This is a genomic window from Streptomyces sp. PsTaAH-137, assembly GCF_003259365.1.
Classification (GTDB): Bacteria; Actinomycetota; Actinomycetes; order Streptomycetales; family Streptomycetaceae; genus Streptomyces.
Genome location: NZ_QLLY01000003.1, coordinates 254,025 through 266,219, shown reverse-complemented (window position 1 = coordinate 266,219; position 12,195 = coordinate 254,025). Strand labels below are relative to the sequence as shown.

Genomic DNA, 12,195 nt, shown 5'->3' with positions numbered 1-12,195 from the left:
ATTGATCGCAGAGAATTGCGCGAGAACAGAAGGACCGGCACGGACGTCCGGCCCGGCGGATCATCCGTAGACGGTGCGAGGACCCGCGGTCGCGGCTCCCAACGCGGCCACCCTGGCGCGGAGTTCACGGTCGGCGGTGACGACGGTGCAAGGTCGCCCGAGGCGCGCCACCAGTTCCACGATGTGGTCGTCCCCACTGCCCTCGGCCGACTCGACCCGTACCCCGGGCGCCGACTCCACGCCCTTCGCGGCTCCCTCGACCACGAGGATCACCTCGGCCCCGGTCCGCTCCGCGTGCTCCGCGAGCCGGGCCCGCAGCCGCTCGGCCGCGCCGCGCCGGTCCCGCCACCAGCCGTCGGGCACCGAGCCCACGACATTGGCACCGTCGACCACCAGGACTCCACTCATGCAGCCCAGGGTCGCACGAGCCACGCGCGCACCCCCGCCTAAGGTAGAACACGTGAACGGCGACTGGCTGATATGCGGGCGTGAGGGCGGACTCCGCGCCTATGCCCACGCGCCGGACGGCGATGCGGTCGTCTGCCGTACGGAACGCACTCCCGGCGGCCCCTGGGCACCGCCCCGCACGGTCGGCGGCGACCAGCGCGTGCACCCGGAGACCCTCGGCCTCGCGCGCAGCGCCCTCGGGTACACCCATTTGGCCGCCTGGCGCCCTACCGTTCCCGGCGAGTCCGGCCTGGTCCACTCCACGCATTTCCAGCCGCACCTCGCCGCGCTCGACTGGTCCGCGATCGGCCACCCCAACAAGAAGGGCGACCGCATGGGCCCACCCGCCGTAGCCGTCGACGCGCAGGGCCGCGCCCATGTCTTCGTCCGCAACAAGGGCGGCGGCATGAGCCTGCGCGTCCAGGAGGAGAAGAGCGGCTGGGGTCCCTGGCGCGACCTCAAGGGCCGCGGTGTCCGCGGCCGGCCGGCCGTCGTCGCCGGTGAGTCGGGCCTGATCACGCTGTACGCCGCGAGCGCGGAGGGCATCCTGTGCTGGCGGCAGCAGGAGCCCGGTGCCGCCCCGGTCCTCGATGACAAGCCGCAGCCCGCGGCCGTCCGCCCGGACACCCTGTGCGCCCTCGCGACCTCCGCCGAGCACACCACCCTCTTCTACGTCACCGAGGACGGCGGTCTGTACGCCTGGCGCGGCGGCGCGGACCCGGTGCGGCTGGTGGACGCCGCGGGCGACGGCGCCCCGGTCGCGGTCCGCTGCCGCCTCGACGACGTGGACTGCACCTTGCTGGCCCAGCGGTCCCGGGGCGGGCGGGTCGCGTTCGCCGCGTACCCGACCGAGGTGGAGAGTGCGGGGGCCTGGTGGACGGAGTCGGGCGCCCCGCTGCCGCCGGACGCCCGTCTCGCCCTGACCGAGGACGGCGCCGGCCGGGTGGTCGCCGCCGCGTATGTACCGGGCGCTCCGGCCCGCCTGCTCCTCACCCGCCGCAAGGATGAACCCGGGCTCGCGCTGGAGGCGTGGCAGGAGGCGTACGCCGGCTGACGGCGGCACTCCCGCTGGGCGAGCGCAGCAAATCGAGAACGGCGATGGCCGCCCCCGCACCGAATGCGGGAACGGCCACCGTCAGATCGAGCGGGACTACGCGGGGACGCTGGCGATCCCGGCCTCCAGGAACGGCTTGCCGTTCACGCGCTGGGAGACGCCCTCGCGGTCCAGGTACGGCGTGATGCCGCCCAGGTGGAAGGGCCAGCCGGCGCCCGTGATCAGGCACAGGTCGATGTCCTGGGCCTCGGCGACGACGCCCTCGTCGAGCATGAGCCCGATCTCCTGGGCGACGGCGTCGAGCACGCGGTCGCGGACCTGCTCCTCGGTGAGGACGACGTCGCCCTGCTTGAGGAGGGCTGCGACCTCGGGGTCCAGCTCCGGCTTCCCGGAGTCGTAGACGTAGAAGCCGCGCTTGCCGGCCTTGACGACGGCCGCCAGGTTCGGGGACACCGTGAAGCGCTCCGGGAAGGCGCGGTTCAGGGTCTCCGAGACGTGCAGGCCGATGGCCGGGCCGACCAGTTCGAGGAGGACCAGCGGGGACATCGGCAGGCCGAGCGGCTCCACCGCCTTCTCCGCGACCTCGACCGGCGTGCCCTCGTCGATGACGTTCTGGATCTCGCCCATGAAGCGGGTCAGGATGCGGTTCACGACGAACGCCGGGGCGTCCTTCACGAGCACCGCGGTCTTCTTCAGCTTCTTGGCGACGCCGAACGCCGTGGCGAGCGCCGCGTCGTCGGTCTGCTCGCCGCGCACGATCTCCAGGAGCGGGAGGATCGCGACCGGGTTGAAGAAGTGGAAGCCGACGACCCGCTCGGGGTGCTTGAGCTTCGACGCCATCTCGGAGACCGAGAGGGACGAGGTGTTCGTCGCCAGGATCGCGTGCGCCGGGGCGACGGCCTCGACCTCGGCGAACACCTGCTGCTTGACGCCGATCTCCTCGAAGACGGCCTCGATGATGAAGTCGGCGTCGGAGAAGCCCTCGGCCTTGTCCAGCACACCGGAGACCAGGCCCTTGAGGCGGTTCGCCTTGTCCTGGTTGACGCGGCCCTTGCCGAGCAGCTTGTCGATCTCGGCGTGGACGTAGCCCACACCCTTGTCGACGCGCTCCTGGTCGATGTCGGTCAGCACGACCGGCACCTCGAGGCGGCGCAGGAAGAGCAGGGCGAGCTGCGAGGCCATCAGGCCCGCGCCCACGACGCCGACCTTGGTGACCGGGCGGGCCAGGCTCTTGTCCGGGGCGCCGGCGGGCCGCTTGCCACGCTTCTGCACCAGGTTGAACGAGTAGATGCCGGCGCGCAGTTCGCCGCCCATGATGAGGTCCGCGAGGGCCTTGTCCTCGGCGTCGAACCCGGCCTGGAGGTCCCCGCTCTTCGCGGCGGCGATGATCTCCAGTGCGCGGTACGCGGCCGGGGCCGCGCCGTGCACCTTGGAGTCGGCGATGAACCTGCCGCGCGCGACGGCCTGGTCCCAGGCCTCACCGCGGTCGATGTCCGGGCGCTCGACCTTGACGTCGCCCTTCAGCACCTGAGCGGTCCAGATCAGCGACTGCTCCAGGAAGTCGGCGCCCTCGAAGATCGCGTCGGCGATCCCGAGCTCGTGCACCTTCTTGCCGTTGAGCTGCTTGTTCTGGTTCAGGCTGTTCTCGATGATCACCGAGACGGCCTTGTCGGCACCGATCAGGTTCGGCAGCAGCGCGCAGCCGCCCCAGCCGGGGACGAGACCGAGGAAGACCTCGGGCAGCGAGAACGCGGGGAGCGCCTTGGAGACGGTGCGGTACGAGCAGTGCAGACCGACCTCGACGCCACCGCCCATCGCGGCACCGTTGTAGTACGCGAACGTCGGCACGGCCAGGCCCGAGAGGCGCTTGAAGACCTCGTGGCCGCCCTTGCCGATGGCGAGCGCGTCGTCGTGGTTCTTCAGCAGCTCGACGCCCTTGAGGTCGGCGCCGACGGCGAAGATGAACGGCTTGCCGGTGATACCGACACCGACGATGTCGCCGTCGGCCGCCTCCTTCTCGACCTGGTCGATGGCGACGTTCAGGTTCGCCAGCGAACCCGGGCCGAAGGTGGTCGGCTTGGTGTGGTCGAAGCCGTTGTCCAGCGTGATCAGCGCGAACCGACCGGCGCCGTACGGCAGTTCCAGGTGACGTACGTGCGCGGACGTCACGACCTCACCGGGGAACAGCTCGGCGGCACCCTTGAGGAGCTCTGCGGTGGTGGTGCTCACTTGTCCCCCTCGAAGTTCGGGTTCTCCCAGATGACCGTCGCGCCCATGCCGAAGCCGACGCACATGGTCGTGATGCCGTAGCGGACCTCGGGCTGCTCCTCGAACTGCCGGGCCAGCTGGGTCATCAGACGCACGCCGGACGAGGCCAGCGGGTGGCCGAAGGCGATGGCGCCGCCGTACTGGTTCACGCGCGGGTCGTCGTCGGCGATGCCGTAGTGGTCGAGCAGGGCGAGCACCTGGACGGCGAACGCCTCGTTGATCTCGAACAGGCCGATGTCGTCGATGGTCAGGCCCGCCTTGGCGAGGGCCTTCTCCGTCGCCGGGATCGGGCCGTAGCCCATGACCTCCGGCTCCACGCCGACGAAGGCGTAGCTGACGAGGCGCATCTTGACCGGGAGATTGTTCTCCCGGGCGAAGTCCTCGGAGGCGAGCAGCGACGCGGTGGCGCCGTCGTTCAGGCCCGCGGCGTTGCCGGCGGTGACGCGGCCGTGCGTACGGAACGGCGTCTTCAGACCGGCGAGGTTCTCCAGGGTGGTGCCCGGGCGCATCGGCTCGTCGGACGTCACGAGACCCCAACCGGTCTCGCCCACCTCGGCGTTGGTGTTGCGCACCGAGATCGGCACCAGGTCCTGCTGGATCTTGCCGTTCGCGTACGCCTTCGCCGCCTTCTCCTGCGAGCGCACGGCGTACTCGTCGGCGCGCTGCTTGGTGATGTGCGGGTAGCGGTCGTGCAGGTTCTCCGCGGTCATGCCCATGAACAGGGCCGACTCGTCGACGAGCTTCTCGCTGACGAAGCGCGGGTTCGGGTCGACGCCCTCGCCCATGGGGTGGCGGCCCATGTGCTCGACGCCACCGGCGATGACGGCGTCGTACGCGCCGAACGCGATGGAGCCGGCCGTCGTGGTGACCGCAGTGAGCGCACCGGCGCACATACGGTCGATGGAGTAGCCCGGGACCGACTGCGGCAGTCCGGCGAGGATGCCGGCCGTGCGGCCCAGGGTCAGGCCCTGGTCGCCGATCTGCGTGGTCGCGGCGATGGCGACCTCGTCGATCTTGGCCGGGTCCAGGTTCGGGTTGCGGCGCAGCAGCTCCCGGATGGACTTCACGACGAGGTCGTCGGCGCGGGTCTCGTGGTAGATGCCCTTCGGGCCCGCCTTGCCGAACGGGGTGCGGACGCCGTCGACGAAGACGACGTCCCTGACGGTACGAGGCACGATGGCTCTCCTCCAAGATGCGGGACGGCACTGCCGCGGCGCGCGACTGAGCGCGCGCTCACCCCTTCATGCTACTTGCGGGTAACCATGCTGCCCAGCCCCCTCGGCCGGAGCGGCGAACGTCACATTCGGGGGCGGTCCGTCGGCCGCGGCTTTCGTCGTGGCCGGTCGCGCAGTTCCCCGCGCCCCTGAAGCGAGCGAAGCTCGCCCTTCAGGGGCGCGGGGAACTGCGCGAGAAGCGGCCACCGGCCGTCAGCCGGCCGACAACGCCGTCACCAGAACCGGCGTGACCTGCTCGATCTGCCAGCGCCGCGCCCCGTGGGCGGCCAGGGCCGCCGAGACGGAGTCGGCGTCCACCGAGGACGGCGGCTCCCAGCAGACCCGCCGCACGGTGTCCGGCGTGATCAGGTTCTCCTGCGGCATGTTCAGCGTCTCGGCGAGCGCCGTCACCCCGGCCCGCGCCGCGGACAGCCGAGCCGCGGCGGCCGGGTCCTTGTCGGCCCAGGCGCGCGGCGGAGGCGGCCCGGCGACCGGCTGCCCGGGCTGGGGGAGCTCCGACTCGGGCAGCTCCCTGGCCCGGTCGACGGCGGCCTGCCACTGCTCCAGCTGACGCCGGCCCATCCGGTGCCCGAACCCGGGCAGCCCCGACATGGCCTGCACATTCACCGGCAGCGCGAGCGCGGCCTCGACGATCGCCCCGTCACCCAGCACCTTGCCCGGCGAGACGTCGCGCCGCTGGGCGACCTTGTCCCGCGCGGTCCACAGCTCCCGTACGACGGCCATCTGACGACGGCGCCGCACCTTGTGCATGCCGGAGGTCCGCCGCCACGGGTCCTTGCGCGGCGGCGCGGGCGGCGCCGACGCGATCGCGTCGAACTCCTCGTGGGCCCATTCGAGCTTGCCCTGCCGGTCGAGCTCCTTCTCCAGGGCGTCCCGCAGATCGACGAGGAGCTCCACGTCCAGCGCGGCGTAGCGCAGCCAGGGCTCGGGCAGCGGCCGGGTCGACCAGTCGACCGCGGAGTGCCCCTTCTCCAGCGTGTAGCCGAGCACGTTCTCGACCATGGCGCCCAGGCCCACGCGCGGGAACCCGGCGAGCCGTCCGGCCAGCTCGGTGTCGAAGAGCCGCGAGGGGCGCATGCCTATTTCGCGCAGGCACGGCAGATCCTGGGTGGCGGCGTGCAGATCCCACTCGGCGTCGGCCAGCGCGTCGCCGAGGGCGGAGAGGTCGGGGCAGCCCACGGGGTCGATGAGCGCGGTGCCCGCACCCTCGCGGCGCAGCTGCACCAGATATGCACGCTGCCCGTAGCGGTACCCGGACGCGCGCTCGGCGTCGACGGCCACCGGGCCGGTGCCCGCGGCGAAGGCCGCGACGACATCGGCCAGCGCGGACGCGTCGGCGATCACCGGAGGAATGCCCTCACGGGGTTCGAGCAGGGGGACCGGTGCCCCGTCAGCAGTGACGTCGGTGTCCGGAGCCGGGGGCGTCTGCGGCTGCCGCCGCGGGGCTCCGGTGGTGCGCAGTGAGCTGTCTGCTGCGGTTTCTTGGGCGTCGGTCACCTGTCAAGGGTATCTGTGAACGGACGGCGCCCGTCGACGGAACGTTCCGTCGACGGGCGCCCAAGGTGCGTAAACCGGAAAGATCCGGCCAGCGGGGGAGAGGGGAGGGTCAGTGAATGATTCCGGTGCGGAGGGCGACCGCCACCATCCCGGCACGGTCACCCGTGCCGAGCTTGCGGGCGATCCGGGCGAGGTGGCTCTTGACGGTCAGGGCGGACAGGCCCATCGAGACTCCGATGGCCTTGTTCGACTGACCCTCGGCGACGAGCCGGAGCACCTCGACCTCACGGCCGGAGAGCTCGCGGTAGCCACCCGGGTGGCTCGGGGCACCCGGGGGACGGCGGTGCCCCATCCGGGCGGCCGCGGAGCCGATCGGAGCGGCGCCGGGACGGTTCGGAAGGCCGACGTTGGTACGGGTACCGGTGACGACATAGCCCTTCACGCCGCCCGCCAGGGCATTGCGTACGGCGCCGATGTCGTCGGCGGCGGAGAGGGCGAGGCCGTTGGGCCAGCCCGCGGCTCGGGTTTCGGAGAGAAGCGTCAGTCCGGATCCGTCGGGGAGGTGGACGTCGGCGACGCAGATGTCACGGGGGTTGCCGATGCGGGGACGAGCCTCAGCGACGGACGAGGCCTCGATCACATCGCGTACTCCGAGCGCCCACAGATGGCGGGTGACGGTGGAGCGTACGCGCGGATCGGCCACGACGACCATCGCGGTCGGCTTGTTCGGGCGGTAGGCGACCAGGCTTGAGGGCTGCTCGAGAAGAACGGACACCAGGCCTCCTGGGGTGCGGGACGGAGCCGGCTGGGGGAAGAAGCCGGGACGAACCGTGCTTTCAAGGTCACTGAGGTCTTCGGCAGCAAACCCGCCCGCCTTTAGGGAAAGATCACGATTTGGTGAGTAACAATTCACCCAATTCGGACAAGCGCTCGATCATCCGAAGATCGAACCGAATCGATTCGCCCGGACAGCGGACATGCGAGAGGGGCGGTACGGCCTATGCGGCCGAAAACCGCCCCTCGGAATCAGTTGGCCTGGGGGCCCCTGCGCTGCGGCAGCGTCACGACCGCGCCGCCCTCCCCGCCCTGCGGAGCGGCCGGCGCGGGCGGCAGCCCGGCGAGCTGGCACAGCAGCTCGCACCACGCGGCCAGATGCGCCGCCGTGTCCGGCACCCCGCCGCGGCCCTCGCGCGGCGTCCAGGACGCACGGATCTCGATCTGCGAGGCGGCGGGCCGGTCGCCGATCCCGCCGAAATAGTGCGAGCTGGCCCGGGTGACCGTGCCCGACGGCTCCCCGTACGAGAGACCCCTCGCCCGGAGCGCGCCGGTCAGCCACGACCAGCACACGTCCGGCAGCAGCGGATCGGCCGCCATCTCCGGCTCCAGCTCCGCGCGGACCAGGGTCACCAGGCGGAACGTGCCGTGCCACGCCTCGTGCCCTCCGGGATCGTGCAGCAGCACCAGACGGCCGTCGGCCAGCGCCTCCGCGTCGTCCGAGTCGGGACCCGGCTCGATGACGGCGGCCTCCAGCGCGTACGCGAAGGGAGCCAGGCGCTGGGGCGGGCGCGTGGGGTCGATCTCGATCTCCGGGCGCAGCCGTGCGACGCGCAGGGCGTCGACCGCCGTGCGGAAGGCAGGAGGGGCAGCGGGCGCCGTGTCGTCCTTCTTCTGTGCAGCGTTCATGTCCCGAGCGTTCTGCCCGTCCCTCACTGATTCACTCATCCTGTCGGCATCGTCTGCGCCGTCTGCGGTGTTCGCAGGCCGCGGCCATGCGGGGAAGGTTAAGGGGAACGGACGCCCCGCGCGGGTAAGGACACCCGGCGCCGACGCCGTTCCCGGAGTGACGCGCGAGCGTGCGAAACTCATCCGTGTGAGTGCCAACACCGAGGCCACGGGCCAGCAGCCGTCAGCGACCACCGACGCAGTCAAGGATTCAGCTTTTCTGAAGGCATGCAGGCGTGAGCCCGTGCCGCACACCCCGGTGTGGTTCATGCGCCAGGCGGGCCGTTCGCTGCCCGAGTACCTCAAGGTCCGTGAAGGCATCCCGATGCTGGAGTCGTGCACGCGGCCCGAGCTGGTCGCCGAGATCACGATGCAGCCGGTGCGCCGGCACAAGGTCGACGCGGCGATCTACTACAGCGACATCGTCGTCCCGCTCAAGGCCATCGGCATCGACCTCGACATCAAGCCCGGTGTCGGCCCGGTCATCGCCAACCCCATCCGCAGCCGCGCCGACCTGGCGCAGCTGCGCGACCTGACCCCGGACGACGTCGCCTACGTCACCGAGGCCATCGGCCTGCTCACCGCCGAGCTCGGCGGCACGCCGCTCATCGGCTTCGCGGGCGCGCCGTTCACCCTCGCCAGCTACCTCGTGGAGGGCGGCCCGTCCCGCAACCACGAGATCACCAAGGCCCTCATGTACGGCGAGCCGGAGCTGTGGGCCGACCTGCTCGACCGGCTCGCCGAGATCACCTCCGCGTTCCTGAAGGTGCAGATCGAGGCCGGCGCCAGCGCCGTCCAGCTCTTCGACTCGTGGGTCGGCGCGCTGTCGCCCGCCGACTACCGCCGCAGCGTCATGCCCGCCTCCGCGAAGGTGTTCGAGGCGGTGGCGCAGTACGGCGTGCCGCGCATCCACTTCGGCGTCGGCACCGGTGAGCTGCTCGGCCTGATGGGCGAGGCCGGCGCGGACGTCGTCGGCGTCGACTGGCGCGTCCCGCTCGACGAGGCCGCGCGCCGCGTCGGCCCCGGCAAGGCGCTTCAGGGCAACTTCGACCCGGCGATCCTCTTCTCCACCCCCGAGGCGGTCGAGGAGAAGGCGCGCGAGGTCCTGGACGCCGCGGCGGGCCTGGAGGGCCACGTGTTCAACCTCGGCCACGGCGTCCTGCCGACCACCGACCCGGAGGCGCTGACCCGCCTCGTGGACTACGTCCACACGCAGACCGCCCGCTAGGCCTGTCTCCCAGATCCCTCCTGCCCCGCGACGCCTGGCACGCGCTCTCGCCGCACCGGGCACAAGGCCGAGTACGCCCAGTACGAGGCCGTGCACCCGGCACTCCCCCAGCCTTCGGCCGGGGGGACCCCCTGAGAGCACGCACCAGCCGCCGCAGGGCCCGCCCTCCGGGCGGACGGAGGGATCTGAGAGACAGGCCCTAGCCCGCCAGAACACGGCAGGCACACCGGTCGCGGCGGTACCCGCCCTAACTCTGGGCGCGTACCGCCGCGACCGTCTTGCGGGCCGCCACCAGGACCGGGTCCCACACCGGGGAGAACGGCGGCGCGTAGCCCAGGTCGAGCGCCGTCATCTGTTCCACCGTCATTCCGGCGGTCAGGGCCACCGCCGCCACGTCGACGCGCTTCGCGGCGCCCTCCCGGCCCACGATCTGCACCCCGAGCAGCCGCCCGGTGCGCCGCTCGGCCAGCATCTTGACCGTCATCGGGGCGGCCCCGGGGTAGTAGCCCGCCCGGCTCGTCGACTCGATGGTGGCCGTCACGTACTGGAGCCCGGCCCGCAGGGCGTCCTTCTCGCGCAGTCCGGTCCTGGCGATCTCCAGCTCGCAGACCTTGCTGACGGCCGTACCGACGACACCCGGGAACGTGGCGTACCCGCCGCCCACGTTCGACCCGATGACCTGCCCGTGCTTGTTCGCGTGCGTGCCGAGCGCGATGTGCCGCTCGCGCCGCGACACCAGGTCGAGCACCTCGACGCAGTCGCCGCCCGCCCAGACGACGCCGCCCGCCTCGGGCCCGCGCACCCGCATCGCCAAGTCCGTGAGCAGGCCCCCGTGTTCACCGAGCGGCAGTCCGGCGGCCCGCGCCAGTGTCGTCTCCGGACGCACTCCGATGCCCAGGACCACGACGTCGGCGGGGAACTCGGCGTCCCGCGTGACCACGGCGCGCACCCGCCCGTCGTCCCCGGTGCGGATCTCGGTCACCTCGGCGTCGTCGACCATGGTGATGCCCATGCCGGTCATCGCCTTGTGCACCAGCCGGCCCATGTCCGGGTCGAGCGTGGACATCGGCTCGGCGCCCCTGTTGACCACGGTCACCTCGTAGCCCCGGTTGAGCAGCGCCTCGGCCATCTCGACCCCGATGTACCCGGCGCCGACGACCACGGCCCGCCGCCCCGGCGTCTCCCGGAGGGAGTCGAGCAGCGCCTGCCCGTCGTCGAGCGTCTGCACCCCGTGCACCCCGGCCGCGTCGATGCCGGGCAGCTCGGGACGGACCGGCCGGGCGCCCGTCGCGATCACGAGCTTGTCGTACGGGGTCCAGGACTCGGCCCCACTGTCGAGGTCGCGGGAGCGCACCCGCCGCTCCCGGAGATCCAGCTCGACCACCTCGGTCCGCGTCCGCAGACCGATGCCGCGGGCCCGGTGCTCCTCGGGCGACCGGGCGATCAACTCGTCGCGCTCACCGACCTGTCCGCCCACCCAGTACGGGATCCCGCACGCCGAGTACGACGTGAAGTGCCCCCGCTCGAACGCCACGATCTCCAGCTCGTCCGGGCCCCGCAGACGGCGTGCCTGCGACGCTGCGGACATGCCCGCCGCGTCGCCGCCGATCACCACAAGTCGCTCAGCAGTCATGGGCCCACGCTACGTGGACCCGGCGCGTCAGTCCTGCTCACCCGCCCCGGACCGGGGGTGCTCCGGCAGCGGGCCGACCGCCGTGCGGACCGGCTCCGGCGCGGGCCGCCGCGGCAGCCGGGGCCGGATCACCCGCAGCCACAGCAGTGCCAGGAGCGCGAGGAGGGCGGCGAACGGCAGCACGGCCGCGAGCACGATCCCGACCCACGTCAGGAACGTCACGAAGGCGCCCCAGCCGCCCGACAGGGCGTCCAGGAACCCGGGCCCGTCGTCGTCCTTGCCGCCCGCCGCGGCCGGCGGCGCCTCGGACAGCTTCAGGGAGATCGTCGACATCGTCGTCCGGTCCTTCAGGGACGACTGCTGCGCGAGCAGCGCCTCCAGCGCGGACTCACGGCTGCTCAGCTCGCCCTCCAGGGCCACGACGTCGCTCAACGCCGTCGCCTTGTCCATGAGTTCACGCACCCGCGCCACGCTGGCCCGCTGCGACGCGACCCGGCTGTCCACGTCGACGACCTGGTCGGTGACGTCCTGGGCGCTCTGGTTCCGGGACAACAGGCGTCCGGTTCCGGCGAGTTGGCCGATCACCTTCTCGTACGACTCCTGCGGAACCCGCAGAGTGACCCGGGTGCGCTCGTGCCCGTGGCCGTCGCGGTCGGTCTCCTCGTCGCCGACATAGCCGCCCGCGTTCTCGGTCGCGACACGCGCCGCGTCGAGCGCGTCCGGCACGTCCTTGACGCGGACCGAGAGGGAGGCGGTGCGGATGATGTGGGTGCCGGTGAGCTTCGGCGGCTTCGTCGCCTTCGCGGAGCCGCCGTCCGCCGAGCCCTCGCTGCCGGAGCGGGCCGCCCCGCCGCCCGTGGCCTGCGAGTCCGCGGCGCTTCCCCCGCCCGCGGAGTCGGCCCGCACGCCGGACTTGGCGTTGTCCCCGTCGGCGGACGAGTCCGCGCCCGAACAGCCGGTCAGGGCCAGAGCCGCGGCGAGCAGCAGCGGAGCGAGGATGCGCGGCGCTCGCCGCAGCGTGGTCGTGCCGGATGCCTGCATGAACGTACCCCCTGAGAAACGCCGGTCGTCGGACGCTTCCTTTGACGCGCGAGTGCGCCATTCGGTGATT

The 12,195-nt window shown here is 72.2% G+C and carries 10 protein-coding genes; 2 read left to right on the top strand and 8 right to left on the bottom strand.

Translation table 11 applies throughout. The features are described 5' to 3' along the window. Positions 1-60: 60 nt before the first annotated feature. Positions 61-408 carry an NYN domain-containing protein gene (locus tag K377_RS07615; RefSeq protein WP_111662412.1) on the bottom strand — a complete coding sequence of 116 codons (348 nt, stop codon included), beginning with the start codon at positions 406-408 and terminating at the stop codon, positions 61-63. 52 nt (positions 409-460) lie between these two features. Between K377_RS07615 and K377_RS07610 the strand changes: the two genes are divergently transcribed. Next, positions 461-1,501 carry a hypothetical protein gene (locus tag K377_RS07610; protein ID WP_111662411.1) on the top strand — a complete coding sequence of 347 codons (1,041 nt, stop codon included), beginning with the start codon at positions 461-463 and terminating at the stop codon, positions 1,499-1,501. A gap of 96 nt (positions 1,502-1,597) precedes the next feature. Here K377_RS07610 and K377_RS07605 read toward each other — a convergent pair whose 3' ends face one another. The 5 genes from K377_RS07605 to K377_RS07585 form a co-directional block, all read right to left on the bottom strand. Next, complete coding sequence (locus K377_RS07605; RefSeq protein WP_111662410.1) at positions 1,598-3,730, bottom strand: 3-hydroxyacyl-CoA dehydrogenase NAD-binding domain-containing protein; 2,133 nt, start codon at positions 3,728-3,730, stop codon at positions 1,598-1,600. Then, positions 3,727-4,944 carry an acetyl-CoA C-acyltransferase gene (locus tag K377_RS07600; RefSeq protein ID WP_111662409.1) on the bottom strand — a complete coding sequence of 406 codons (1,218 nt, stop codon included), beginning with the start codon at positions 4,942-4,944 and terminating at the stop codon, positions 3,727-3,729. Before K377_RS07600 ends, K377_RS07605 begins: the two co-directional genes overlap by 4 nt. Before the next feature lie 252 nt (positions 4,945-5,196). Continuing rightward, a complete protein-coding gene (locus K377_RS07595; protein WP_111662408.1) occupies positions 5,197-6,501 on the bottom strand; it encodes a ribonuclease D in 1,305 nt (434 codons plus the stop codon). A 109-nt stretch (positions 6,502-6,610) separates the two neighbouring features. Beyond that, on the bottom strand, positions 6,611-7,276 hold the full coding sequence (locus tag K377_RS07590; protein WP_111662407.1) for a response regulator transcription factor: 666 nt from the start codon (positions 7,274-7,276) through the stop codon (positions 6,611-6,613). 251 nt (positions 7,277-7,527) lie between these two features. Continuing rightward, on the bottom strand, positions 7,528-8,184 hold the full coding sequence (locus K377_RS07585) for a DUF3000 domain-containing protein (protein ID WP_111662406.1): 657 nt from the start codon (positions 8,182-8,184) through the stop codon (positions 7,528-7,530). A 187-nt stretch (positions 8,185-8,371) separates the two neighbouring features. On the opposite strand from K377_RS07585, the gene hemE reads away from it, so the two are divergent. Continuing rightward, positions 8,372-9,451, top strand: coding sequence for a uroporphyrinogen decarboxylase (hemE, locus tag K377_RS07580; RefSeq protein WP_111662663.1), 1,080 nt, complete (start codon positions 8,372-8,374; stop codon positions 9,449-9,451). A gap of 247 nt (positions 9,452-9,698) precedes the next feature. Here the strand turns inward: hemE and K377_RS07575 are convergent, their stop codons facing one another. Continuing rightward, positions 9,699-11,084 (bottom strand): FAD-dependent oxidoreductase, encoded by a 1,386-nt coding sequence (locus K377_RS07575; protein WP_111662405.1) that lies wholly within the window; start codon positions 11,082-11,084, stop codon positions 9,699-9,701. A 27-nt stretch (positions 11,085-11,111) separates the two neighbouring features. After that, positions 11,112-12,125 carry a DUF4349 domain-containing protein gene (locus tag K377_RS07570; RefSeq protein ID WP_111662404.1) on the bottom strand — a complete coding sequence of 338 codons (1,014 nt, stop codon included), beginning with the start codon at positions 12,123-12,125 and terminating at the stop codon, positions 11,112-11,114. Positions 12,126-12,195 lie beyond the last annotated feature (70 nt).